This is a genomic window from Collimonas sp. OK307 (assembly GCF_900113705.1).
GTDB lineage: Bacteria > Pseudomonadota > Gammaproteobacteria > Burkholderiales > Burkholderiaceae_D > Collimonas.
Genome location: NZ_FOQI01000003.1, coordinates 268587 through 293588 on the forward strand (window position 1 = coordinate 268587; position 25002 = coordinate 293588).

The following is a 25002-nucleotide window of genomic DNA, read 5'->3' on the forward strand; positions in this document are numbered from 1 at the left end:
GACGTTGCAATTAATGTTGCAAATAAGTGGCAAGATTAAATCATCGCAGGATAAGACTTCCATTTATTGGTTTTCCCCGCTATAATCTCGTTCTTCCCTACACAAACATTGGTTTGAATTTACATGACCACAATTCGTCTTAAAGAAAATGAGCCCTTCGAAGTTGCGATGCGTCGCTTCAAGCGCACTATTGAAAAAACAGGTCTGCTGACTGAGTTGCGTGCACGTGAATTTTACGAAAAGCCAACTGCAGAGCGCAAGCGCAAGCTGGCAGCTGCTGTAAAACGTCATTACAAACGCATTCGCAGCCAGCAATTGCCGAAAAAACTGTACTAATATTTGTACTAATTCTTCACCGCATACAAATCTTGTTGCGGCTGACTGAATCGCGTTACAAACCCGCTCCGGTGTTGCTCCGCAGCGGGTTTTGCCGTTTTTCACACCATCAACGGCAGCCTTGCACGACTCGGCCGCCATCGTCATCGAGTATTTTTGTTTTTCTGATTTCAGATGAAAAACACCACCGAATGGAGAACCGCATGGGCTTGAAAGAACAGATCACCGAAGACATGAAGGCCGCGATGCGCGCCAAAGAGACTGCAAAACTGGGCACCATCCGCCTGATCACAGCAGCAATCAAACAAAAAGAAGTAGATGAGCGCATCGAACTGGGCGACACCCACGTACTGGCCATCATCGAAAAGATGATCAAGCAACGCAAAGACTCGATCAGCCAGTTCGAAGCCGGTGGCCGCCAGGATCTGGCCGATATCGAGAAAGCCGAACTGGTTATCCTCGCCGACTACATGCCTGCAGGCCTGACGGATGCGGAAATCCAGGCTGAGGTGGCTGCAGCGGTTGCGGCCAGTGGCGCCGCCGGCCCGCAGGACATGGGCAAGGTCATGGCCATCCTGAAACCTAAGCTGGCTGGCCGCGCCGACATGACTACGGTCTCGGCTCTGGTGAAAGTCGCACTGACTAAAGCCTGATCGCTTGATTGCCCGATAAACACACAAACCCGCTGCCCGCCCTCAAGTCTACGTGATCCCTCAATCCTTTATTCAGGACCTGCTCAACCGCGTCGACATTGTCGATGTGGTGGGCAAGTACGTGCAATTGAAAAAAGGCGGCGCAAACCTGATGGGCTTGTGCCCTTTCCATAACGAAAAATCACCTAGCTTCACGGTGAGTCCGACTAAGCAGTTTTATCACTGCTTTGGTTGTGGCGCGCATGGCACGGCGATCGGCTTCCTGATCGAATATTCCGGCCTTGGCTTTGTGGAAGCAGTGAAAGACCTGGCGCAAGGCGTCGGCATGACGGTGCCGGATAACGACGATAAGATCCCGCCGGCACAACGCGCTGAATACCAGGCAAAGAGCCTGGCCTTGTCCGACGCGATGAACGCTGCCTGCGATTTTTATCGACAACATTTACGCACTGCACCCAATGCCGTCGACTACTTGAAGCGACGCGGCTTGACTGGCGAGGTTGCAGCGAAATTCGGGTTGGGTTATTCGCCAGACAACTGGGATAGCCTGCGCCAGGTCTTCCCCGACTATGAAGTGACTGCCCTGGTCGAATCCGGCCTGGTGATCGACCGAACTGATGAAGATGGTAACAATCGCAAGCGCTATGACCGCTTCCGCGATCGCATCATGTTTCCAATACGCAACACCAAAGGGCAAGTTATCGGTTTTGGCGGCCGCGTATTGGATGGCGGCGAACCGAAGTACTTGAATTCGCCGGAAACACCCTTATTTCAGAAGGGTAATGAGCTGTATGGTTTGTTCGAAGCGCGCCAGGCAATCCGCGACGCGGGCTACGTGCTGGTAACTGAAGGCTATATGGATGTGGTGGCGTTGGCTCAATTGGGATTCCCGCAGGCAGTAGCCACATTGGGAACCGCCTGCACACCGACCCACGTGCATAAATTGCTGCGCCAGACCGATCATGTCGTCTTCAGTTTCGATGGCGATCGAGCTGGCCGTAAAGCGGCGCGGCGTGCTTTGGATGCCTGCCTGCCCCATGCGACCGACAATAAAATCATCAAATTCCTGTTTCTGCCGCAGGAACACGACCCGGACAGTTTTGTACGGGAAATGGGCGCGGAGGCATTTGAGCGGCAGATTCATGACGCCATGCCTTTATCGCAATTTTTACTGAACGAGGTCACGACCGAAGCCGATTTGAACACGTCTGAAGGACGGGCGCGGGCGCAATACGACGCCAAGCCATTGCTGCAATTGATGCCTCCCTCTTCATTGAGGCTGCAGATAGTGCGCGGCCTGGCGCAGTTGACACAATCGACGCCGAACGAAATCGAGTCCTTGTTTGAACTGACGAAGCCGATCGCTACCGCGCGCCGCGCGCCACCGCGCAGCAACCGGCCGGCGCCAGTCGGACTGGAGCGGCAAATCATCCGTTTGCTGGTCGCCCACCCGGCATTCGCCTCGGAACTGGATGATGCAGCGCTGGATGCTGTGGCGCACTTTGCACCGGATCGCGCAGAAATGCTGGCCCGCCTGATTACCGCCAGCCATGCGATGGGCGAACAAGCCAATTTTGCAACGCTGGCTGAACATTTACGCGAAGGCGGCGAGGATTTTGAATCGTTGATTGCAGAAATTGCAGCAGAATCGGAATCCGAAACCGAAGCGGCGCGATTAGAACTGGCGGGCGCAATTCGCCAGACTAAAATGAAGATATTGAAAGACGAACTCGATCAGTTGGCAGCAACCGGACTTGGCAATGAAGAAGCGCGCAATCGCTATCGGGAATTGATGCAAAAACAGGAACAGTTGCGGCGCGAGGCTGAAGCGGAAATGAATTTACGTTAAAAATTTGCTTAAAATATAAGCGGATCGATGTAAAAGAGGGAAATCCGGCAGCACAAAGCGGCCGCTTCCATTGGAGGAAAGGCCCTCCATATGCTATAATTAAAGGCTTTAGATTCAACACCTTAGGCTTAGCCAAATTGGGCGTTGAATTGATAGTAGCACCAGATTGATTTAGGTGGATAGGACGTAACGAGGAAAGAACCGGCGCTCAGGTGATTCTGTCAGCGATTCAGGCTTATCAAAATTCAACGGACAGAGTACAGGCAGCTGCTGCACGCAAATCAGTGTAACCAATTGGTATTTAATTCCATGGCGAATGCAATGAAGAGACCAGCGAAACCCCTGACACTTTCTGTAAAAAATACGAAGCCGGCAGCGGCCAAGGGCAAAACAAGCAGTTCCTCTTCAAGCGCGCAATCCACCGTTAAAAAGACGGCAGTTTCACCCAAAACGGCAGTGAAGCCCGTTAGCAAGAAGGTAGTTTCTAAAGCAACTGCAACGACCACGAATGCATCAAGAGCTGTTGCAAAACCAGTATCTGTGAAATCGAAAGCCCCTGTGACAAACAAGAAACCACAACTCAAAGTCGTCAAATCATCCAAAAACGTAGCGGCAGCTCCAGTTAAAGCCGACGTCAGCGTGATGATTGGATCAGGCGTAAGTCAAACCACGGATGCCGCAACATTGGCGGCGATTGATACCTCCGGCTATATCTTGCCGTCGGTGAAGGTACCGGGACGTCGTGGCCGCAAGCCAAAAGAATTCCAGCCGGAAAACGACGAAGTCGCGGCACTCAATGCCGTCGAGCGCGCTGAACTGAAAGCGGTCGACAAGGCCAAGGCGAAAGATCGCAAAGCCAAGGAAAAGGCCTTGCTGAAAGACGCCTTCTCGTCCGACACCGAAGCTAGCGAAGAAGAACTCGAAGCCCGCCGTCAAAAGCTCAAGACCCTGATCAAGATGGGTAAAGAGCGCGGCTTCCTGACCTTCGCCGAAATCAACGATCACCTGCCTGAAAACATTATCGATCCGGAAGCCATCGAAGGCATCATCGGTACTTTCAGCGACATGGGTATCGCCGTTTCCGAACAGGCGCCTGACGCAGAGACTTTACTGCTGTCCGATAACGTTGCCACCGTCGCCAGCGACGACGATGCAGAGGCTGCGGCAGAAGCTGCGCTGTCTACCGTCGATTCAGACTTCGGCCGCACCACCGATCCGGTCCGCATGTACATGCGTGAAATGGGTTCGGTCGAACTGCTGACGCGCGAAGGCGAAATTGAAATCGCCAAGCGTATCGAAGACGGCTTGAAAGACATGATCCAGGCAATTTCCGCCTGCCCGACAACCATCGCAGAAATCCTGCTGGCTGCCGACAAGATCGGCAAGGACGAGATCAAGATTGACGAAATCGTCGATGGCCTGGTCGATCCTAACCAGACAGACGAAGCAGCAACCGCCAGTGCAGCAGTAGTTGCCACCGACGACGACAGCGAAGAAGACGAAGAAGAGGAAGAAGAAGCCGAAGAAGAAGATGACGCCAGCTCAACCTCTGGCGCTGCCGGCTTCTCGGCTGAACAACTTGAACAATTGAAGCGTGATGCACTCGGCAAGTTCGAGACCATCTCGACCCAGTTCGACAAGATGCGCAAGGCTTTCGAAAAAGAAGGCTACAACTCGAAGCCTTACGTCAAGGCACAGGAAATCATCTCGAATGAATTGCTGGGGATTCGCTTTACCGCCAAAGTCGTCGAAAAATTGTGCGACACCCTGCGCGGTCAGGTCGATGAAGTACGTCAGATCGAGCGCCAGATCCTTGATGTCGCGGTGAACAAGTGTGGCATGCCGCGCCCGCATTTCATCAAGGTTTTTCCAGGTAACGAAACCAATCTCGACTGGGTCGACGGTGAAGTCAACGGCAACCATGCATACAGCACCGTGCTCGGCCGTAACGTACCGGCTGTGAAAGAGTTGCAGCAACGCCTGATCGACTTGCAAGCACGCGTCGTGTTGCCATTGCCTGATCTGCGCGGCATCAACAAGAAGATGGGCGCCGGTGAACGGAAAGCCCGGATGGCCAAGCGCGAGATGACCGAAGCCAACTTGCGGCTGGTGATCTCGATCGCCAAAAAATACACCAACCGTGGTTTGCAATTCCTGGATCTGATCCAGGAAGGTAATATCGGTTTGATGAAAGCGGTCGACAAGTTCGAATATCGCCGCGGCTATAAATTCTCGACCTATGCAACATGGTGGATCCGTCAGGCCATCACCCGTTCGATCGCCGATCAGGCCCGCACCATCCGTATTCCGGTGCACATGATCGAAACGATCAACAAGATGAACCGCATCTCGCGCCAGATCTTGCAGGAAACCGGCGCCGAACCGGATCCAGCGACTCTCGCGATCAAGATGGAAATGCCGGAAGACAAAATCCGCAAGATCATGAAGATCGCCAAAGAGCCGATTTCGATGGAAACACCGATCGGCGACGACGACGATTCCCACCTGGGCGATTTCATCGAGGATAACAACACGCTGGCACCGGCGGATGCAGCTCTGCATGCATCGATGCGCGGTGTGGTGAAAGATATCCTGGACTCGCTGACCCCACGTGAAGCGAAGGTATTGCGGATGCGTTTCGGGATTGAAATGTCGACCGACCATACATTGGAAGAAGTCGGCAAGCAATTCGACGTGACGCGTGAGCGGATTCGTCAAATAGAAGCTAAAGCGCTGCGCAAGCTGCGCCATCCATCGCGTTCCGACAAGCTGAAGAGCTTCCTCGAAGGTAATTAAGGTTAATCGTGAGTCATTCAGCGTTTTTTGAATGCATTTTCAATGATTCACGATAATTCAACTACCTTTCATTCAGGTATTTTTCTATAATACGGGATTGATTTTAAGATGCTGTAGTGCGGTTAAGCGGATATGTCTTCCGCAGACGCCGTAAGCACGACAACTACAGCGCCCTGAGGAATTGGGCCCCTAGCTCATGCTTGGTTAGAGCAGCGGACTCATAATCCGTTGGTGCCCAGTTCGACTCTGGGGGGGCCCACCAAGACTGATGCGGGCTGCATGATATTTCATGCAGCCCGCATTTTCTTTTGGTGGGGATTTTTTTGACCAATTCGGTCAATTGCCGACCTTAAAGACTCCGTTGCCAGGTGCGCGTAACGCTGAGTACTGGCGGACGTTAGATAGCCCCTTGTCGTCACTGCTCATGGCGCTCGCCACATTCGGCGCCGGATTCGTCATGCTTTTTCGAAAAGCGGGAATGAACCAAGTGGGATTTACAACACTGCGACGACGATCGATTGATGCACGCAAAGGCAGCTAATGGACGAATGCCTACAACCCCCTGACATTTCAGAGTCCGCAGCACTTTACGCCGGACATCTTTACCAATTACAATCACGCACGAAATTTCCACAAAGAAACATTTAGCTTTACCTGAATCATTGCAAGGCAAGGCATCTCAGGAAGTCGAGCCGTCCTATCTCTTTAGCCCAAAGGCAGCGTGTTTTAATGAAAAACAATAAGAAGCTTCTTGCTCTCGTTTTAGTCGGCACTATCCTGAGCCAGTCCGGTTGCGGTGGTGGCGGCGGATCAGGCGACAGTGCAGGAACTGCACCGACATCGATTGCAGCCCCGGCGCCCGTGGCCGCTGTAAGCATCAGCGCGCTGTCAAGCCCTAGCGCATCTGCCGGCGCCACCTTGACGATCACCGGAACCGGCTTTCAGAAAGTAACCACCGTTACCATCGGCTCGGCGACAGTCGCTTTCACAATCGTCAGCGATACGCAAATTACGATTACGATTCCTGTCGTTGCGGTGAGCGGGGCCGTCACATTGTCCGGTTCAGGATTTTCAGTGCAATCGGCGACCACGTTTACTTCCAGCCTGCCGTCACCGCTGGTAACAGGCGTGTCTACCGTCAACGTAGCCGCCGGCAGCAATTTCACTATTTACGGGACTAATCTTGATCGGGTTAGCGGTTATCAGATAGCGGGCGTCAATCTGACGATCGTCAATAGTTCCAGCACTTCGGCGACACTCGCCATGCCGGCCCAGGCGGTTTCGGGTGTGTTGACGCTGATCGTAAACGGCGCTCCGGTCAACAGCGGATATCAATTCAACGGCTATCAGCCGGCATCGATTGTGGCCGTGCTGCCGCAGCTCGGCATCGTTGGCAGCAGCGTCACGATTAGCGGCAGCGGCCTGGCAGCGGTAACCAACATCCTGTTCGCCAACGGTACGATTGCGTCGGTATCCAGCGCATCTAACAGCACCGTCACCTTTACCGTTCCGGCCGGCGCCGCTTCCGGCCCTCTGGCTGTGGTTGACCGCTATCAGGAAGTCCACAGCGCAGCAGTCTTCTCCGTAGTGCCGGCTGTCACCGTGACCGCACTGCTCAGCTCCACAAGCGGCGCCACGACGGTACTGACGGTTACCGGAACAAACCTGAATACCGTCACTGCGGCCAAAGTCGGCAATTCGAGCGCGACCATCGTCAGCAGCAGCGCTACCCAGATCGTGCTGAACGTAAAACTTGGCGCCAGCGGCACCGTGATGCTGACAGCGCCGGGCCAGGCGGCCGTCAATGCCGGCACCATCGATAGCACAGGCGGCGTCGGGCTATGGATCAGCAGCATCGACTTTGCAAATGTGTTCGACAAAAATTCCACCGACCCGACGCTGCGCCTGACGCCTGGGCGCCCTGCCCTGGTACGTGCAACGGTTCTCGCACCGGCAGCCGGCACCAAGAGCCCGGTAGTAAATTTGTCAGTCAGCAGCAGCACCGGTGCGACATTAGGCGTACTGACGATGAGCGGACCGGCCAATCTGCCTACCGCGCAAGATGACTACAGCCTGAATAACAGCTTCAATGCAGTCCTGCCTGCGGCCTGGGTACAACCCGGCGTCAAAGTCGGCATCAGAGTAGCGGCTGGCGCCAACAGCAGCCCGGCTAGCCAGGACGTATCGCCTGCCGTCGGTGCGCCGACCAGCCTGCGCGTCGTTCTGGTGCCGCTTACGGTCGGAAGCGCCACCGGCGTGTTGCCACCGGCACTGTCAGACGTCCGGGCAGCATTGGCACGCGTCTATCCCTATGCAAACGGCAATATCGTGGTGCAGCAACGCTCACCTCTGGTGATCAGCGGCGCCACTAACACTGCCGGCATGAATTGGTCAAGCGCATTAGGACAACTGGAAAGTGCGCGCCGGACCGAAGCTCCGACCGCCTTTTACTATGGTTTTGTCCCGATGTATGCGCCGACCCCTTCGTCATTTATCGCGGGCCTCGGTTATTTAGGTACCACAGCTCAAAGCAGCGGTTCTCCAGTATCAGCAATTGGTCTGGACTGGACCAGCAGCGCCGGCCAAGGCGATCCGTTCGATAATAAATGGCCGCAGTGGCAAGCAATCATGGTGCATGAGATGGGGCATAACCATTCCTTGATGCATGCTCCCTGCGGCGGCGCAGCCAATCCGGATCCGGCCTACCCCAACGCCACCGCCGACCTCAGTTCACTGGCGGTCTACAACAGCCCCTATAACAGCGACACGCAGGTAGGTGTATTAAGCGCGCCGCTGACGCCAAGCAACACGCAAATGAAAGATGTCATGGGTTATTGCGGCGGCACATGGTTCTCTGATTTCAGTTACATCCGGGCGCAGCAGTTTGCCGAGTCGCGCACCGCCGCCATTCCGCAACCCCTGGTTCTTGCTACTGCCGCTAGCATAGCAACGCCAACGCCTGACGGTTATCTGACCATATCGGGTGAATTAACTGCCCATGGCGTGCTGCTGCACCCTGCATCAGCGTCGGCTGCCAAGACGGGAATCGATACCGCGACAGCCAGGTCGATCCATGAATTACGTCTGCATACAGTCAGCGGCCAGACTTACAAACTACCGTTCGAACCGGTCAGTGTGGCCGATGCCGCAGATGCAACCAGCCACTTTTGGGTCAGCTTGCCCAATCCGGGAGAGATCGCGTCTATCGAGGTTTTGCGCAACGGGCAATTGCAAGCCATGCAGCAGCCTAAGCAAGCGCAAAGCCTGAAAATCGCAAGCCAGTCTGCAACCGCCGGCAGTGCTCAGGCGATGGCATCATCGGTCAGCTGGGCAACCTTGAACGGGCGCCTGGCAATCACCTGGAACGCAACCCTGGAACCATTCTTGTCGGTGATCTACGTCTCCCCTGCAGGCGTCAAGACTGTGCTTGGCGGTGGCCTGGAAAGTGGCAAGGCGTCATTTGATATTAAAGACTTGCCAAGCGGCGGCCGTTTCGATCTCAGCTTGTCATCGCCAATACAAGCGCGCCTGGTTAGTTTCCCGCATTAAAGCGATATGACCGGACGGCGCCACGCGGTCCGGTCAGTTAGCAACCCGTGGCATCAATTCAATGCAGCTGCTGCCCCGGGGTCAACACATCCCGACGTGGCGCCTGCTTGAACAGCGACAAGATAAGGTCAACTGCTGCCCCATTGAACGCGGCATATAGCGCAGCCTGTTTTTCACCCCATGCATCCCAGCGCCGCCATAGCTGCCACTGCTGCTGACGCATCTGTTTCTCCCAGGCGGCATCCAGAGCTTGTTCATGCCGGATCCAGTCTTTCAATTCTGCGGTTTGCTGTGGGGGCGGGCGCGGACCCAGGATTTGTTCCGTGCTCACACAAAATGCACCATACAAATCATCCATCTGGCGCTGTTCGCTGTCAGTCCAGAAATCAGACCGCGCTTGCTCTCCGGCAAAATACGCCACGGCGCCACACAGCCGTCCCATTTGCTCGACGTCAATCCTCTGCAAAGGAGTTGCGAAAGAGGCGAACAAATCCTCCAGGTGCCGGCCGTCCTCTTCGTCTGCAGCGCCTGTCTCTATAGGGGTATCCGGTGCAAGAACGGGCCACTCGCTGTCGTCAATCGCCAAGCCGGCAAGTTCTTTGTCGTGCAATACTTTAAGTCGCGCCGCCACACCCTTCAATGGTTCCGTAGCGCAATATTGAGCTATACCCCATTGCGTATCGTGCAGCAGCCAATGGGCGTAACGTTGCGAGGCTGGGCCGAGATCCACCCCTACAGGGATGGCTTCGATCAGGTCGATTGCCTGCGCGCGCGCGCTGATTTTTCCTTCCGACTGGCGCAGCCAGCATAGTACGTCAATCACCACGGCAAGCGTCTCGGGCACGCCAAGTTCGTCACTAAAGCGGTGTTTGCCCCCTGCTGCGCAATCAGAGGGTTGGTTGTCCGGGCCGAGCTCGCCCTCGCGCAAACGCGCCAGGCAACGCTCCTTCTGCCCGGGATCCGCCGCGAAGCTGATCCAGCCATTCGCTATCGTGTGTGTTCCGAGTGAAGTCATACGCGATGAGTTCTTCTCATCCATATCATCCCCTTGGTCGCCCCTGCCATCTTTACCACGCTAAGTATGCTCGCAGTTCTGACAACGCACTACTGCCAGGTACGAAACACCTGATGCTTTTTCGGTTAATATCACCTACTTTGATTTCAGGACGTCCTGCCAACCTCGTCGGGCTTCCTTCGCTCCAGGCAGCGGATCCGGCTTATGTCGATCGGAACCCTGCCGTATCGTGATTAGCATAAGCCTCCGGATTACCGGACATCGATTTTTCGTTGAATTTGAGTATGCATATAGCAGTTTTCAGTTGGTTCGGATGGTCTTTACTGTGGTTTACCCCTTTGCTTGTACGCGTGTTCAAAGCGCGCCGATCAGGGATAAACCCGCTCCGCGGCCCAGGATCGATCCGTTTGTGGCTGGGTACGTTCCTGTTACTTTGCAGCAGTAGTGCATTGGAAGCCATGCTGCGCACACATGAATCGACGCCGCCCGATGGCGTTCGGCTGGGCTACGCACTGGCACAGGGTTGCATGGCCGTGCTGGGCACCTTCGGCAGTGTGCTGGTGTTGATGGCAATCGGCGTCCTTGCGCTCTCATGGCTATTCGGGAGTGAATGGTTGAAATCGTTCGCGCAAAAAACCGCCCTGTTGCAACGATTTTTCCCGCCAAACAAACAGCAGTCCGATGCCTCGCGCGAACAGCGGATAGCGCCCGTCGTCACACCTGCCCACTCCGCATCCTGGCCGGCAAGATCGCGCGAAAGTATCGCGGTGCCGCCGCGCAGCAGGAAATCCTGGCAATTGCCTTCAAGCGCCGATCTGCCTGAAATTCCTGGCAGAAAACAAAGGCAACAAACACTCCCGGCCAAGCGAATTGAGGTGAAAGCCAGCGCCAGAAGCATGGCGGAATGGGCCACGGTTGAACAGATCATTCCGACGCCGGCAATGCGGGCGCGCGCGCATATGGCGCAGCAGGCACGGAACGCAAGCACAGCGCGCAAAGACGCGATGCACATGCGCCAGACTGAACGAATCCAGAGTCGCGGTGCGCCGCAGACAACAACCATCAGCACACGTCCCGGCCCCGCTTCTAGCTATACTTCTAGCCATACTCCTGCTTCAATGACAGCGGCGCCCGTCACTTCGATATCAGGTACAACATTTCCCGATCGGCCGGTAACGCTTCCGAGCGAACCGGGCGGCATGCCAAATACGGTAGCTCCGACGCCCGCGGCAGCGATATCGCCGCTTGCTGCCGGTACCCCGATTTCCCCAATCAATATCATCCATCAGGAAGCAGTCACATCCGGTTCTGCAGCGGCAAGCCCGCAGCTTCGCGCGGTACCGGTTGCATCACCTGAGATTACGCCCGCCTGTCCTGTTGCAGATAAAGTGGACGCCGTTGTTGTGCAAACCGTATTGCAACCATCGATTTCAAGCGAAGTGCCGGCACTGCCGACGAACGTTAGCCATAGCGATAACGAAGCTGATTTCTCGTTCCGCCCGCTACACGAAGTGCGCATTGATTTGCCCGGGCTCGACTTGCTGGATCCTGCCGTCAACGAACTGATCGACATTCCGCTTGAACGCCTGGCCGAAACCGGCTTGCTGATCGAGCAGCGCCTGAAGGAATTCAAAGTACCGGTGACCGTGCTGGGTGCCGACGCCGGGCCGGTGATTACACGCTTCGAGGTAGAGCCGGCGCTTGGTGTGCGCGGCAGCCAGATTGTCGGCCTGATGAAGGATTTGTCGCGCGCATTGGGCCTGACGTCTATCCGGGTGGTGGAAACCATTCCCGGCAAAACCTGCATGGGTCTTGAGTTACCCAATCCAAAGCGGCAGATGATCCGCCTGTCGGAAATACTGGAGTCGCCAGCCTATCAGGATTCCGCATCGCACTTGACGCTAGCCCTGGGTAAAGACATCACCGGCGCTCCGGTGGTAGCCGATCTGGCGCGGGCGCCGCATATGCTGGTGGCCGGCACGACCGGTTCCGGTAAATCGGTGGCCATCAATGCAATGATTTTGTCGCTGTTGTATAAAGCAACACCGGAAGAAGTGCGCCTTATCATGATCGATCCCAAGATGCTGGAGCTCTCGGTATACGAGGGCATTCCACATCTGCTGGCGCCGGTGGTCACCGACATGAAACTGGCCTCCAATGCGCTGACCTGGTGCGTGGCCGAGATGGATAAACGTTACCGTCTCATGTCTGCACTCGGCGTGCGTAACGTGGCAGGATTCAATCAGAAGATCCGCGATGGCGAAATGCGCGGCAAGAAAGTCAGCAATCCGTTCTCGCTTACTCCGGACGCACCCGAACCACTGTCTACCCTGCCGCTGATCGTCGTGATCATCGACGAGCTGGCGGATCTGATGATGGTAACTGGCAAGAAGATCGAAGAACTGATCGCGCGCCTGGCACAGAAAGCCCGGGCGGCTGGCATTCACTTGATTTTGGCTACGCAACGCCCTTCGGTAGATGTCATCACCGGACTGATCAAAGCCAATATCCCTACCCGGGTGGCGTTCCAGGTATCGTCGAAAATCGATTCCAGGACCATCCTCGACCAGATGGGCGCCGAAGCCCTGCTCGGCCACGGCGACATGCTTTTCCTGCCGCCAGGGTCCGGCTACCCGCAGCGGGTTCATGGGGCCTTTGTCTCGGATGCAGAAGTGCATCGGGTAGTCGAGCACTTGAAACAGTTTGGTGAACCTGAATACGAAGAAGCGATTTTAGCCGGCGTGCCTGCCGAGGGTGCCGGCACAGACCTGCTCGGTGATAACCAGGATGTCGAGGCCGATCCGCTGTACGACGAAGCCGTGGCTTTCGTCGTGCGCACCCGGCGTGCCTCGATTTCATCGGTACAACGGCAGTTCCGCGTCGGCTACAATCGTGCGGCCCGCCTGGTGGAACAGATGGAAGCCGCCGGGATTGTTTCTTCAGTAGCTACCAACGGCAGTCGTGAAGTACTGACGCCGGTGCAAGCGGAATAAATCAATCAAATTTGTAGCGCAGCCCCCAGCGACAGCACATTGTTACCCAAGCCGCCGTTGCCCAGCTGCGCATCGTAGTTGAGATACCAGCCCCAGCGCTTGTCCACCGCCGTAGTCAAGCCCAGTCCGACCCAGCCGGCATTGCGCGACAAGCCGATCCCCTGCACCGTAAAGCCCGCCGCCGGCGCACCCACATACGCCGCCCTGAAAGCCAGTCCGGCGTAGGGTGTCAGCCGGGCATCGGCGGATACGTCTGAGATCGCGTCTGAAGTTGCGCCTGGATTCAGGCGCCCACCCTGCCTCTATATAAACCGGGCGAAAAAAAAGCCTGGCAAGCCAGGCTGGGGATGAGGCGTATCTTCCGCCTCTGTCGCTACATCAGAAATGTTTTGTCAGAATTACACCAGGGTCAGGGTAACGTCGACATTGCCGCGCGTGGCGTTGGAATATGGGCAAACCTTGTGCGCCTTGTTGACCAGCGCTTCAGCTGCGCCGGCATCCATGCCCGGCAAGGAAATTTGCAATTCCACTGCGATGCCAAAGCCGCCAGGAATCACACCGATGCCGACCAGGCCGGTAATCGCCACGTCAGCTGGCAAAGTGATTTTTTCTTGCGCGGCGACGAATTTCATTGCACCGATGAAGCATGCAGAATAGCCCGCTGCAAACAATTGCTCAGGATTGGTGCCGACACCACCGGCGCCGCCCAATTCTTTTGGCGTCGTCAATTTAACGTCCAGCACATTGTCGGACGAGATAGCGCGGCCATCACGGCCACCGGTTGCTGTGGCTTGCGCTGTGTACAAGATATTTTCAACTGACATGATTATTTCCTTTAATGGCCGTTGGGGAAATCCTTTGGATCAGACCAGTCGGCCGTACTGACGATCCGGATTAAAAGATACAACATTAAAATGACGCAAGAATGAAACGTCAGGCATGACAAAACTTATACGCAATTATATTGCTCGCAACTTATATCAACTGCGAAATCATGCCTCTATCTTCAAGCAATATTACCTGCCATCGCAGCACGTAACCGCTGCAACTCCTTGGTCAGGGCATTCAATTCATCCAGCGAACATTCGGCACTGCAACTCACTTGCTGCGGTATCACCTGTGCTTGCTGACGAAGATTTTTACCCGCAGCGGTCAAGCTGACGATTACCTGACGCTCGTCGTGGGAGGCGCGTTGGCGGCGTAAAAACCCGCTGCTTTCCAGGCGTTTGAGTAGCGGCGTCAAGGTGCCGGAATCCAGGTACAGGCGCTCGCCCAAGGCCGACACGGTCAACTCGTCGCGCTCCCACAAGGTCAGCAGCACCAGGTACTGCGGATACGTCAGGCCCAATTTCTGCAACAGCGGCTTGTAAATCTTGGTCATGGTCAGCGATGCCGAATACAACGCAAAGCACAACTGATTATCCAGCAGCAGGCTTTCCGGCCCGAATGACTCGGACGGGATGCTTGCGGTTGGTTGTTTGCTGGTTTCCATTAATTGAATATTACATAGCTCGAAATTAAATTGCAAGCAATCTAGTTTGCATTTATAACTATCGCCGGGATTGCTATCAGCTATGCCCGGCGACTTGCGCTCGCTCATCGCCCCACTTACACGCTCATATTACCCAAGGTGCTGGCCCGATAAGCCGCGACGAAGGTATCGAAATCACCGGTCTGGCTACGTTCCAGGCTCTCCTGTTCGGACAGCGACGTGGCGGCCAGGGTGTCGAAATAATTGCGTTCCTCCGGGCTCGGAGGATGCGCCAGGAAATAAGCCGCATGTGCCTTGCTTTGGCGCAGTGCGAAGCTGGCAAACGATTCCTTGTTCTGCTGCAGGATAGACAACACTTGCGCCGATGGTGTCAGTTCAACCTGATCCAGCTTGAGGCTTTGTTTTGCCAGCGACGCGGCATGGGCGCCATCGCTGCGTTGGGCGTCGAGCAAGACCGCAGCCGCGCCGATCCGCTCCAGCAATTCCTTGCCCCAGACTTGCAAGCCGACCGGATTGCCGTCACGCCGCAATTGCAATCCGGGACGCCGTCCCTCTTTCACCGCACGCGAGAAATTCTCGGTGTTTTCCAGGCTCTCCTCGTCACTGGTCAGCGGGCTGTCATCCAGTGCGCAGAACAACAGGAAAGCGTCGAGGAAGCGCGAAGTTTCCAGGTTGATGCCCATCGGCTCGAATGGATCGATGTCCATGCAACGTACTTCGATGTATTGCACGCCGCGCGCCGAGAGCGCCTGGATCGGCCGTTCACCGGAATTGATCACGCGTTTCGGCCGGATCGTCGAGTAGTACTCGTTTTCGATCTGCAGGATATTGGTATTGATTTGCACCCACTCGCCGTCGCGATGGGTGCCGATTGCTTCATACGGCGGGTAAGGCTGGCTGACCGCCCGTGCCAGGCTCTTGATGTAGCTGTCGAGGCTGTTGAACTGCGGCGTCAGGCGAGCCTGGGCTTCGCTGGTGTAACCGAGGTCGCTCATGCGCAGGCTGGTGGCGTACGGCAGGTACAAGGTATCTTTGTCCAGTTGCTCCAGGCGATGCTGGCGGCCGTCGAGGAAACAGGTCGACAGGGCCGGCGATGCACCGAACAGATACATCAGCAGCCAGCTGTAGCGGCGAAAATTGCGCACCGTCGCGATATAACTTTCCGATTGAAAATGCACCGCCGTACCATTGGCGCCCTCAGCTTCCTGCAAGACCTGCCACAGCCCTTCCGCCAGCGAATAGTTGTAATGGATGCCGGCGATGCATTGCATGCGCTTGCCGTAACGCAGCGCCAGGCCACGCCGGTAGACGTGCTTCAGCATGCCCATGTGCGATGTGCCGTACCAGGCGATCGGAATCTGCTCTTCCGCCGGCAGATGGGCCGGCATCGACTGGCTCCAGAGTAATTCATCGCCCAGCTTCGAATAGACGAACCGATGGATCACATCCAGCTCGGCCAGCGCCGTTGCGATGTCGTGCTCGGCGGGAGTAATGAATTCAAGAAGCGATTCCGAATAATCGGTCGTGATCTGCGGCTGCGTCAGCGCCGAGCCCAGCGCGCGCGGATGCGGTGTCAGGGCCAGCCGGCCGTTGCCGTCAACCCGCAATGTTTCTCTCTCGATGCCGCGCAAACCCTGGCCTAGCAAGCCGCGATGCTGCTCTTGCCCTAGCAGCGCCAGCCGGCGAGTGTAATGATCAGTCAATTCAGCATCCTTTGTTGTCAAATTCATCATCTTGGGCTCTTTGGCCTTTGGTGATTTCATGATTTCGTGATTTTTGATTTCGCGACGTTATTGCTGCCCGTAACTCGGGTCGTAGAAGGCGAGAATAGCCGAAAATGAAAGAACGCGTTGGATGTCGCCCGGAGCACAATCGGCAGGTGAAAATCGCACTGGCCTCTAGCTTGCCCACACTGTATTTTATCAAATAGGCAATCCTCGGTAAATTTGCAAGAATCCGCAAGGAACTCGCTGTCGGTGCAAACTTATGGGGGCGCACCCCTTATAATCCTGCTTTGCTTTCAATTTTCACGCCACCACTATGCCAGCTCAACTGATTGACGGAAACCTCCTTTCAAAACAACTGCGCGCCGATGTCGCCAAGCGCGCCGCCGCACTGACCGCACAGGGCAAGCAGCCTGGCCTGGCGGTGATCCTGGTCGGCGACAGCCCGGCTTCGCAGGTGTATGTGCGCAACAAGGTCAAGGCCTGCGAAGACAACGGTTTGTATTCGGTGCTGGAGAAATACGATGCGGACCTGACCGAAGCGGCCCTGCTGGCGCGTATCGATGCCTTGAATCACGATCCGAAAATCAACGGCATCCTGGTGCAATTGCCGTTGCCGGCCCACATCGACGCCCACAAGGTGATCGAAGCCATCGCCGCTGAAAAAGACGTTGACGGCTTCCATATCAGCAACGCCGGCCTGTTGATGACTGGCCAGCCGCTGTTCCGCCCGTGTACGCCTTACGGCGTGATGAAAATGCTGGAATCGGTCAACTTCCCGGTGCGCGGCGCCCATGCTGTAGTCGTCGGCGCCTCGAATATCGTCGGCAAGCCGCAAGCCATGCTGCTGTTGCAAGCTGGCGCCACTGTCACTATCTGTAATTCGAAGACGCGCGACCTCGGGCTGCATACCCGCATGGCCGATATCCTGGTGGTGGCTACCGGTAAACGCAATATCGTTACCGCCGACATGGTCAAGCCCGGCGCGGCCGTAATCGACGTCGGCATGAACCGCGACGATAACGGCAAGCTGTGCGGCGATGTCGATTTCGACAACGCCAAGGAAGTCGCCGGTTACATCACCCCGGTTCCAGGCGGCGTCGGTCCGATGACCATCACCATGTTGTTGGTCAACACCATCGAAGCCGCAGAAAGAATGTAATTGCAATGACATCTACCGCTATCAACGCCAGCAATCCCCTGCTCGACTTTACCGGCCTGGCCAAGTTCGACAAAATCACGCCAGCCGACATCACGCCGGCGATTGTCGCGCTGCTCAAGCAGGCGCATACCGTTGTCGCCCTGCTGGAAGCGTCGACCGATGCCGTCACCTGGGACAACTTTGTCGTCCCGCTGGAGCACGTGACCGAAAAATTAGGCCGGGCGTGGGGCATTGTCAGCCATTTGAATGCGGTAGCGGATACACCTGAATTGCGTGCCGCGTACAACGAAAACCAGCCGAAACTGATCGAGTTCTGGACTGCACTGGCGCAAAACCTGGCCTTGTTCGATAAGTACAAAGCCATCAAGAACAACCTCGATTTCGCCGACCTGTCGGCGGCGCGGCGCAAGATAGTCAACAACGCGCTACGCGATTTCAGGCTGGGCGGTGCAGAACTGCCACCGGCCAAGAAGACCCGTTTCGCCGAAATCCAGGAAAAACACGCAGCCCTCACCACCAGGTTTTCGGAAAACATTCTCGACGCCACCAACGCCTACGGCTTGTTTGTCAGCGACGAGGCCGAATTGGCAGGCCTGCCGGACGACGTGCGCCAGGCCGCGCGCGCCGCTGCCGAGCAGGATGGCAAGCCCGGGTATAAATTTACGCTGCACTTCCCGTCTTATTTTCCGATCCTGCAATATGCGGACAACCGCGCCTTGCGTGAAAAAATCTACCGCGCCAATGCGACCAAGGCATCCGAACTGGGTGAAAAGCCGGAATGGGACAACAGCGCCAACATTGTCGAGATCCTGCGCTTGCGCAATGAAGAAGCGAAACTGCTGGGCTTCAAGAATTATGCCGAGCTGTCGCTGGTGCCTAAGATGGCAAAGACGCCTGCCGAGGTGATGCATTTTCTGGAAGACCTGGGCCAGCGCGCGCGCCCGTTTGCAGAGCAGGATCTGGCCGAGCTGCGCGCCTTCGCCGCAGAACAGCTGGGGCTGGCCTCGCTGGAAGCCTGGGACCTGGCCTATACCGCCGAAAAACTGCGCGAGCAGCGCTACGCTTTTTCCGAGCAAGAAGTGAAACAGTATTTCCCGGAACCGGTGGTGGTCGCAGGCTTGTTCCAACTGGTGCAGAAATTGTTTTCCGTCGACATCAGCGCCGACCAGGCCGCGGTGTGGCATCCGGACGTCAAGTTTTTCCGGATTCAAAAAGACGGCAAGCTGATCGGCCAGTTCTATCTGGACCTGTATGCCCGCAACGGCAAGCGTGGCGGCGCATGGATGGACGATGCACGCGCCCGGCGCCGCCTTGGCAGCGAAATACAGACCCCGATTGCTTACCTGACCTGTAATTTCACCGCCCCGGCAGTGGTTGACGGCGTCGCCAAACCGGCTTTGTTTACGCATGACGAAGTGATCACCCTGTTCCACGAATTCGGCCACGGCTTGCATCACATGCTGACCCGGGTTGACGAGATCGGCGTGTCCGGCATTTCCGGCGTCGAATGGGATGCGGTCGAATTGCCTTCGCAGTTCATGGAAAACTTTTGCTGGGAATGGGAAGTCTTGCAGCACATGACATCCGAGGCGGAAAGCGGCGAGCCCTTGCCGCGTGCGCTGTACGACAAGATGATCGCCGCCAAGAATTTCCAGTCGGGCCTGCAAACCCTGCGCCAGGTTGAGTTTTCGTTGTTCGACATGCGCTTGCATGACGATTATGATCCGTATGGCAGCCAAAGCGTGCAAGACGTAATCAACCAGGTACGCGCCGGGATCGCGGTCATCAACCCGCCGCCGTTCAATCGCTTCCAGCATTCTTTCGGCCACATTTTCGCCGGTGGCTACGCCGCCGGTTATTACAGTTACAAGTGGGCTGAAGTATTGTCGGCCGATGCGTATAGCGCGTTTGAAGAAGCGGCTTCGCACGGCGGGAATGTGGTGTCGGCCGAGACCGGCAGAAAATTCCACGACGAAATCCTGGCCGTCGGCGGCTCGCGTCCGGCGCTGGAATCTTTCAAGGCATTCCGCGGACGCGAACCAAGCATCGACGCCCTGCTGCGGCATAGCGGCATGGCGGCATAACAACCATAGGCACAGTACAAATACAGTACGGACGCAGGTAAACCTTCGCCGCAGGTCGGCGATTCTTACAACGAGGGGAAGAGGATGAAGGTTGGGATGAAATTCGCTGCAATGTTTTTTCTGCTGATGTCGGCCGCTAGCGTACAGGCGCAACTGTATAAATCCACCGGCCCGGATGGCAAGGTCACTTATAGTGATACACCGCCGGCCGCCGGCAAGGCGATAGCGCAAAAAACCGTTGCCGGCAGTGGTGGCGACAGTAGCGACGGCCTGCCATATGAACTGGCGCTGGCGGTGAAAAACCATCCTGTCACCCTGTATAGTGCGGAAAAATGCATCCCCTGCGACGATGGCCGCAAAATGCTGAACGAACGCGGCATTCCGTTCAGCGAAAAAACCGTGAAGAGCAATGAAGACATTGCTGCGTTACACAAGATCACGAAGGGCGACCAGCTGCCCGTGCTGACCGTTGGCGGCAACCAGGAAAGCGCCTTCTCTGCTGCAGCCTGGGGCACCGCGCTGACGGCAGCCGGCTACCCGGAAAGCAACCGTTTGCCAAAAACTTATCGCAATGCAGCGCCGGTAGCCGCCGCACCAGGCGCCGCCTCACCGGGTAAATCGGCAGCTCCGGCCATCGGCAGCACCACCAACAACAACGGCGACGCATTGCCGGCGGCAGGCAACGCGCCTCCCGGTTTCCGCTTTTAAGACATTGCCGCCCCACTATTATTACTCATGACGCAAATCGACTTTCACACCAATATCTCGGACAAATTTCTGTACACCTGCCGACTGGTGCGCAAAGCCCGCATGGCACAACGCCAGATCGTCATATTGAGCAGTAATGCCGAGGACCTGGCGACGCTTGACCAGGCGCTCTGGACATTCTCCGAGCACGACTTCCTGCCGCACGTCAGGGCCGGCGACCCTCTGGCGGCGCAAACCCCGGTGATCCTGGCCGCCGACGAAGAAACCGAGTGGCCGCATCACCAGATCCTGGTCAACCTGTCCGGCAGGACGCCACTGCATTTCGCCCGCTTCGAAAGAATGTTCGAAATCATCTCGCTGGCTGAAGAAGACAAGGCCGGCGGACGCGAGCGCTATCGTTTTTACCAGCAACGCGGCTATCCGCTGACCCACTTTGTTGCTGACAATGTTTGAGGAATCTGTAATGACCAACGGTAAACATGACGCCAATATCCCTTTATTGACCGAGGTCATTGTTCCGCTACCGACTTTGACCGACATTATAGAAACGCCGCCAGAGGCTATTGCCAGCGCTGCAGTATCAACATCGGCGTCGGCAATCGACGATGAAGACAGTTTCGACTTGCCCTCGCCCCGGCGGGAGATCACGCTGAGCCAGCATGACTGGGAACGGCTCGAGGCTGAGGTAAGGGAAAAAGTCTTGCAGCAGTTGCAGGACAGGATCGATTTCGTTATCGAGCAGCGTGTCCGCGACGGCTTGGCGGACGTGTTGCAGACTGCGGTGGAAGGGATGGCGGCGCAAATCAGAAGCGGCTTGCATCAGACCCTGGATGAAGTGATTTGCCGAGCAGTAAGCCTGGAATTAGTTAAATTAAAAAAAACAAACATTTGACGCAGTTTTTTTGATTTTCAATCACTATTTGCAATGCCGTAGATAAAAGTAAAAAAAATAGATCTCATTTTGATCGCCTAAAAAATCTATGTTTTCTTACAATAGCGCTATTGAAAAGCGGTAATTTTGTTTAAAAACGGTAGTTTTTGGAGATGAGATGAAAGTAATTGTATTGGGCGCCGGCGTTATCGGCACTAGCTCTGCCTGGTTCCTGAACAAGGAAGGTCACGATGTGACAGTGATCGAACGCCAGCCAGGTGCGGCGCAAGAGACCAGCTTTGCCAACGGCTGCCAGATTTCGGTATCGCATGCCGAGCCTTGGGCCAATCCGCAAGCACCGTTGAAAGTGTTGAAATGGCTAGGGCAGGAAGATGCGCCGTTGCTGTATCGCTTCCGTCCGGAATGGCTGCAATGGAAATGGGCGCTGAATTTCCTGCGTGAATGCACACCGGCACGCACCAACGACAATATCCGCCAAATCGTCGCCATCTGCGAATATAGCCGCCAGACCCTGCAAGCCGTACGCGCCGACACTGGCGTCGACTACGATTGCCTGACACGCGGCATCCTGCATTTCTATACCGACCAAAAAGAATTCGACATCTCGCTGCCGGCCGCGAAGCTGATGCGCGACCTGGGCTGCCCGCGCGACTCGATCAGCGCCGATGAAGTGGTAAAGATCGAACCTGCCCTGGCCAGCATCCGCGACAAAATCGTCGGCGGCGACTTTACCGCCACCGATGAATCCGGCGACGTCTATAAATTCACCTCGGGCCTGGCCGATAAAGCCGCCGAAGCGGGCGTAAATTTCCAGTACAACACCAGCGTCACCCGACTGATTACCGAAGGCAGCGGCGCCGGCGCCAAGATCACCGGAGTCGAAGTCATCAATGCCGACGGCCGTCACGAAGTACTGCATGCCGACGCTTTCGTGGTTGCCATGGGCAGCTTCTCGACACCGTTGCTGAAACCGCTGGGTATCGAACTGATGATCTATCCGGGTAAAGGTTATTCTGCCACCTATCAGATTACCAATTCGGAAGCCGCGCCAAGCGTCTCGCTGACCGACGACGGTTACAAACTGGTGGTGTCACGTCTGGGCGACCGCCTGCGGGTGGCCGGCACCTGCGAACTGAACGGCTACACGCGTGAACTCAACACCACTCGCTGCGAAGCGATCACACGTCGTACCCGCGAGCTGTTCCCGGACGGCTGCGACTACGACAATCCGGTTTACTGGACCGGCCTGCGCCCGATGACGCCATCCAACGTGCCGTATATCGGCAAGACCAGAATCAGCAACCTGTTCCTCAATACCGGCCATGGCACGCTCGGCTGGACCATGGGTTGCGGTTCCGGACGCGCCATCGCCGAGATCGTCTCGGGCCGCCGGCCGGAGGTCGATTTTGCCTTTACCGGCATGCCACGGCAGGCGCCGCAGCCATTGATTTTGCCGCGTCCTGTGCAGGCATGATTGCTGTCATGCCTGCTATGGCAAGGCAATGAGCACGCAATAAAAAAGACCGATGCTGGCGACAGCACCGGTCTTTTTTTTATCTGTTTTTTTTATCTGTGGCGATCGGCTGTGGCATGGCGCGGTTTTTGCGTATGTGTCTGCGGGAATCAGTCGCGCCGCTATTTTTGCTGCTAAGGCGCACTGTTCGAGTGCATCACTTGGCGATGCGCACCTCGACCGTTGCCGGCTTCTCGTCGAAGGCGACCCGTGTAACGAATTTGGCGCGTTTCATCGGAAAACGAGATTGGAAATGGCGGACATTGCCGGAACCCGAAATGACCCGGCGCACAAACTGATAATAGGCATCCATATCGATCACATGCACGACCAGGAAATAATCATAGTCGCCGGACACGAAATAGCATTGCATGACTTCCGCTTCCTTGTTCATGCGCAGCTCGAATTCCTGCATGTGTTCGTCTGACTGGTGATTCAGCGAGATTTCAAGGAACGCCAGCATGCCGTAACCGAGCGCGAACGGATCGACCAGGGAGACATCGCCGCTGATGATGCCGGCCTCGCGCAAATCGCGCAAGCGGCGCAGGCAGGTTGGCTGGGAAATGTGCGCTTTTTCGGCCAGGGTTCGGGTCGGCATTTGATTGTCGCGCTGCAGCAAGTTCAGCAGTTTGCGATCGACTTTGTCTAGGGTGTGTTGTTTGCTCATGCCAAGGGAATCAAGGGCTACTCCAGCTGTTTTAAGAATTCGCAAAAACCGCTATGCGAAGCGTTTTTTATGTTGTAACGTTGCTTTATTCGGATCAATCTGAATAAATAATAGAAAAGCAGCGGACGGTAGAACTGTAGTTAGATTGTTTTATTTTAAATCCTCAGGAGGATATTCATGCAGAACAAGATCAAAATGATTCCGTTGGCTGGCGCAATTGCAATGGCTTTCGCCTTTGCCGGCCCTGTTTCAGCTCAAGAAGTCGTCACCATCGGTCAAGTCAGCCCGCTTACAGGTCCTAACGCTCACATCGGCAAGGACAATGAAAACGGCGCTACGATGGCGATCGAGGAACTGAACGCCAAGGGCACCATGATCGGCGGTAAAAAAGTTACTTTCGTATTGGCTTCCGAGGATGATGCTTCCGATCCGAAACAAGGCACTGCAGTTGCGCAGAAGCTGGTGGACGCCAAGGTCAAGGGTGTTATCGGCCACATGAATTCCGGCACGACCATCCCGGCATCGAAGATCTATTACGATGCAGGCATTCCGCAAATCTCGCCATCCGCCACCAATCCTAAGTACACCCAGCAAGGCTTCAATACCGCGTTCCGCGTGGTGGCCAACGATGGCCAGCTGGGCGGCACCCTGGGCCGCTACGCTATCAACACGCTGAAGGCCAAGAACATCGCCGTGATCGATGACCGTACCGCGTACGGCCAAGGGGTTGCGGAAGAGTTCGCCAAGAGCGCCAAGAAGGCCGGCGGTACTATCGTCGCCACTCAGTTCACGACCGACAAGGCTACCGACTTCAACGCGATTCTGACCTCCATCAAGGCCAAGAATCCTGACCTGATCTTCTTCGGCGGTATGGATGCGGTCGGCGGCCCGATGCTGCGTCAAATGGACCAGCTCGGCATCAAAGCCAAATACATGGGCGGCGACGGCCTGTGCACCACTGAGCTGGCCAAGCTGGCCGGTGCAGGCTTGAAAGACGACCAGGTAGTCTGCGCCGAAGCTGGCGGTGTGCCAGATGCTGGCAAGGCAGCGCTGGAAGACTTCAAGGCCAAGTACCAAAAGAGATTCAACCAGGAAGTCGTGATCTACGCACCGTATGAATACGACGCGCTGATGACAATGGTTGACGCCATGCAAAAAGCCAAGTCGTCCGATCCGAAAAAATACCTGCCTGAACTGGCCAAGATTCACCATCAAGGCGTGACGGGCGTGATCTCGTTCGACCCTAAGGGCGACATCAAGGACGGTTCGCTGACTTTGTACACCTACAAGGATGGCAAACGCACTTTGCTGACAGTGACAAAATAATCGTCTCGCGCAGTATCCGGAAACGCCCCGTCTGACGGGGCGTTTTTTTTATTACACAATATTACGCATTTGCACGCATTAGTACGTGCCAAAGAATTTGCCGGCAGTTACGCGAAACGCGACTGCCGCTTATCTTCCCGCCAGCGCCGCCCCGCGCCAAATATCCTCGTTATCCCAGCTGCATTCCCCACCTCAGCCGTGAGGGTATTGTTTAAAACACAGGAAAAACCTATGCGAAGATTT

Annotated in this window: 20 protein-coding genes and 1 tRNA gene; 15 read left to right on the forward strand and 6 right to left on the reverse strand. The window is 56.0% G+C overall.

Features of this window, described 5'->3' with window-relative positions:
- Nucleotides 1–123 precede the first annotated feature (123 nt).
- From rpsU to BM205_RS06860, 7 genes are all read left to right on the forward strand, one after another.
- Nucleotides 124–336: a 30S ribosomal protein S21 gene (rpsU, locus tag BM205_RS06830; RefSeq protein WP_005665410.1), complete on the forward strand. Its 213-nt coding sequence runs from the start codon at nucleotides 124–126 to the stop codon at nucleotides 334–336.
- A 203-nt stretch (nucleotides 337–539) separates the two neighbouring features.
- Complete coding sequence (locus tag BM205_RS06835) at nucleotides 540–989, forward strand: GatB/YqeY domain-containing protein (protein WP_092413756.1); 450 nt, start codon at nucleotides 540–542, stop codon at nucleotides 987–989.
- A 52-nt stretch (nucleotides 990–1041) separates the two neighbouring features.
- The gene (dnaG, locus tag BM205_RS06840) at nucleotides 1042–2838 is read left to right on the forward strand and encodes a DNA primase (protein WP_092413757.1); all 1797 of its coding nucleotides are present in this window, start codon (nucleotides 1042–1044) and stop codon (nucleotides 2836–2838) included.
- Nucleotides 2839–3159: 321 nt separating this feature from the next.
- Entirely contained in the window at nucleotides 3160–5634 is a 2475-nt protein-coding gene (rpoD, locus tag BM205_RS06850; RefSeq protein WP_371326463.1) for an RNA polymerase sigma factor RpoD, read from the forward strand.
- A 183-nt stretch (nucleotides 5635–5817) separates the two neighbouring features.
- Nucleotides 5818–5896, forward strand: a tRNA-Ile gene (locus BM205_RS06855).
- Nucleotides 5897–5923: 27 nt separating this feature from the next.
- Entirely contained in the window at nucleotides 5924–6175 is a 252-nt protein-coding gene (locus tag BM205_RS24230) for a hypothetical protein (protein ID WP_175511189.1), read from the forward strand.
- 188 nt (nucleotides 6176–6363) lie between these two features.
- On the forward strand, nucleotides 6364–9183 hold the full coding sequence (locus BM205_RS06860) for an IPT/TIG domain-containing protein (protein WP_092413760.1): 2820 nt from the start codon (nucleotides 6364–6366) through the stop codon (nucleotides 9181–9183).
- 58 nt (nucleotides 9184–9241) lie between these two features.
- On the opposite strand, the gene BM205_RS06865 is transcribed toward BM205_RS06860, so the two are convergent.
- The gene (locus tag BM205_RS06865; RefSeq protein WP_092413761.1) at nucleotides 9242–10198 is read right to left on the reverse strand and encodes a hypothetical protein; all 957 of its coding nucleotides are present in this window, start codon (nucleotides 10196–10198) and stop codon (nucleotides 9242–9244) included.
- A 284-nt stretch (nucleotides 10199–10482) separates the two neighbouring features.
- Here BM205_RS06865 and BM205_RS06870 point away from each other — a divergent pair, with 284 nt between their 5' ends.
- Complete coding sequence (locus BM205_RS06870) at nucleotides 10483–13191, forward strand: FtsK/SpoIIIE family DNA translocase (protein WP_092413762.1); 2709 nt, start codon at nucleotides 10483–10485, stop codon at nucleotides 13189–13191.
- Between the two features lie 5 nt (nucleotides 13192–13196).
- On the opposite strand, the gene BM205_RS06875 is transcribed toward BM205_RS06870, so the two are convergent.
- The 4 genes from BM205_RS06875 to gshA all read right to left on the reverse strand — a co-directional run bounded on the left by BM205_RS06875 (nucleotide 13197) and on the right by gshA (nucleotide 16386).
- On the reverse strand, nucleotides 13197–13478 hold the full coding sequence (locus BM205_RS06875; protein ID WP_256381757.1) for an autotransporter domain-containing protein: 282 nt from the start codon (nucleotides 13476–13478) through the stop codon (nucleotides 13197–13199).
- A gap of 111 nt (nucleotides 13479–13589) precedes the next feature.
- The gene (locus BM205_RS06880) at nucleotides 13590–14015 is read right to left on the reverse strand and encodes an organic hydroperoxide resistance protein (protein ID WP_092413763.1); all 426 of its coding nucleotides are present in this window, start codon (nucleotides 14013–14015) and stop codon (nucleotides 13590–13592) included.
- Nucleotides 14016–14197: 182 nt separating this feature from the next.
- Nucleotides 14198–14683: a MarR family winged helix-turn-helix transcriptional regulator gene (locus tag BM205_RS06885; protein WP_092413764.1), complete on the reverse strand. Its 486-nt coding sequence runs from the start codon at nucleotides 14681–14683 to the stop codon at nucleotides 14198–14200.
- A 116-nt stretch (nucleotides 14684–14799) separates the two neighbouring features.
- Nucleotides 14800–16386 carry a glutamate--cysteine ligase gene (gene gshA / locus BM205_RS06890; RefSeq protein ID WP_092413812.1) on the reverse strand — a complete coding sequence of 529 codons (1587 nt, stop codon included), beginning with the start codon at nucleotides 16384–16386 and terminating at the stop codon, nucleotides 14800–14802.
- 337 nt (nucleotides 16387–16723) lie between these two features.
- Between gshA and folD the strand changes: the two genes are divergently transcribed.
- The 6 genes from folD (at nucleotide 16724) to BM205_RS06920 (ending at nucleotide 22727) form a co-directional block, all read left to right on the forward strand.
- Nucleotides 16724–17569: a bifunctional methylenetetrahydrofolate dehydrogenase/methenyltetrahydrofolate cyclohydrolase FolD gene (gene folD / locus BM205_RS06895; RefSeq protein WP_092413765.1), complete on the forward strand. Its 846-nt coding sequence runs from the start codon at nucleotides 16724–16726 to the stop codon at nucleotides 17567–17569.
- A gap of 5 nt (nucleotides 17570–17574) precedes the next feature.
- The gene (locus BM205_RS06900; RefSeq protein ID WP_175511190.1) at nucleotides 17575–19653 is read left to right on the forward strand and encodes a M3 family metallopeptidase; all 2079 of its coding nucleotides are present in this window, start codon (nucleotides 17575–17577) and stop codon (nucleotides 19651–19653) included.
- 96 nt (nucleotides 19654–19749) lie between these two features.
- Nucleotides 19750–20361, forward strand: coding sequence for a glutaredoxin family protein (locus tag BM205_RS06905; protein ID WP_254783776.1), 612 nt, complete (start codon nucleotides 19750–19752; stop codon nucleotides 20359–20361).
- 27 nt (nucleotides 20362–20388) lie between these two features.
- Nucleotides 20389–20814 carry a DNA polymerase III subunit chi gene (locus BM205_RS06910; RefSeq protein WP_092413767.1) on the forward strand — a complete coding sequence of 142 codons (426 nt, stop codon included), beginning with the start codon at nucleotides 20389–20391 and terminating at the stop codon, nucleotides 20812–20814.
- Nucleotides 20815–20824: 10 nt separating this feature from the next.
- Nucleotides 20825–21253: a hypothetical protein gene (locus BM205_RS06915; protein WP_092413768.1), complete on the forward strand. Its 429-nt coding sequence runs from the start codon at nucleotides 20825–20827 to the stop codon at nucleotides 21251–21253.
- A gap of 157 nt (nucleotides 21254–21410) precedes the next feature.
- Nucleotides 21411–22727 carry a D-amino acid dehydrogenase gene (locus BM205_RS06920; protein ID WP_092413769.1) on the forward strand — a complete coding sequence of 439 codons (1317 nt, stop codon included), beginning with the start codon at nucleotides 21411–21413 and terminating at the stop codon, nucleotides 22725–22727.
- A gap of 196 nt (nucleotides 22728–22923) precedes the next feature.
- Here BM205_RS06920 and BM205_RS06925 read toward each other — a convergent pair whose 3' ends face one another.
- Complete coding sequence (locus tag BM205_RS06925) at nucleotides 22924–23433, reverse strand: Lrp/AsnC family transcriptional regulator (RefSeq protein ID WP_092413770.1); 510 nt, start codon at nucleotides 23431–23433, stop codon at nucleotides 22924–22926.
- Between the two features lie 177 nt (nucleotides 23434–23610).
- On the opposite strand from BM205_RS06925, the gene BM205_RS06930 reads away from it, so the two are divergent.
- Entirely contained in the window at nucleotides 23611–24759 is a 1149-nt protein-coding gene (locus tag BM205_RS06930) for a branched-chain amino acid ABC transporter substrate-binding protein (protein WP_092413771.1), read from the forward strand.
- Nucleotides 24760–25002: the final 243 nt, after the last annotated feature.

What these genes read in the sequence shown, in the direction of transcription:
- rpsU (WP_005665410.1), top strand. Translation starts at nt 124, where the DNA reads ATGACCACAATTCGTCTTAAAGAAAATGAGCCCTTCGAAGTTGCGATG.
- BM205_RS06835 (WP_092413756.1), top strand. Translation starts at nt 540, where the DNA reads ATGGGCTTGAAAGAACAGATCACCGAAGACATGAAGGCCGCGATGCGC.
- rpoD (WP_371326463.1), top strand. Translation starts at nt 3,160, where the DNA reads ATGAAGAGACCAGCGAAACCCCTGACACTTTCTGTAAAAAATACGAAG.
- BM205_RS24230 (WP_175511189.1), top strand. Translation starts at nt 5,924, where the DNA reads ATGCAGCCCGCATTTTCTTTTGGTGGGGATTTTTTTGACCAATTCGGT.
- BM205_RS06860 (WP_092413760.1), top strand. Translation starts at nt 6,364, where the DNA reads ATGAAAAACAATAAGAAGCTTCTTGCTCTCGTTTTAGTCGGCACTATC.
- BM205_RS06865 (WP_092413761.1), bottom strand. Translation starts at nt 10,198, where the DNA reads ATGACTTCACTCGGAACACACACGATAGCGAATGGCTGGATCAGCTTC.
- BM205_RS06870 (WP_092413762.1), top strand. Translation starts at nt 10,483, where the DNA reads ATGCATATAGCAGTTTTCAGTTGGTTCGGATGGTCTTTACTGTGGTTT.
- BM205_RS06880 (WP_092413763.1), bottom strand. Translation starts at nt 14,015, where the DNA reads ATGTCAGTTGAAAATATCTTGTACACAGCGCAAGCCACAGCAACCGGT.
- BM205_RS06885 (WP_092413764.1), bottom strand. Translation starts at nt 14,683, where the DNA reads ATGGAAACCAGCAAACAACCAACCGCAAGCATCCCGTCCGAGTCATTC.
- folD (WP_092413765.1), top strand. Translation starts at nt 16,724, where the DNA reads ATGCCAGCTCAACTGATTGACGGAAACCTCCTTTCAAAACAACTGCGC.
- BM205_RS06900 (WP_175511190.1), top strand. Translation starts at nt 17,575, where the DNA reads ATGACATCTACCGCTATCAACGCCAGCAATCCCCTGCTCGACTTTACC.
- BM205_RS06905 (WP_254783776.1), top strand. Translation starts at nt 19,750, where the DNA reads ATGAAATTCGCTGCAATGTTTTTTCTGCTGATGTCGGCCGCTAGCGTA.
- BM205_RS06910 (WP_092413767.1), top strand. Translation starts at nt 20,389, where the DNA reads ATGACGCAAATCGACTTTCACACCAATATCTCGGACAAATTTCTGTAC.
- BM205_RS06915 (WP_092413768.1), top strand. Translation starts at nt 20,825, where the DNA reads ATGACCAACGGTAAACATGACGCCAATATCCCTTTATTGACCGAGGTC.
- BM205_RS06920 (WP_092413769.1), top strand. Translation starts at nt 21,411, where the DNA reads ATGAAAGTAATTGTATTGGGCGCCGGCGTTATCGGCACTAGCTCTGCC.
- BM205_RS06925 (WP_092413770.1), bottom strand. Translation starts at nt 23,433, where the DNA reads ATGAGCAAACAACACACCCTAGACAAAGTCGATCGCAAACTGCTGAAC.
- BM205_RS06930 (WP_092413771.1), top strand. Translation starts at nt 23,611, where the DNA reads ATGCAGAACAAGATCAAAATGATTCCGTTGGCTGGCGCAATTGCAATG.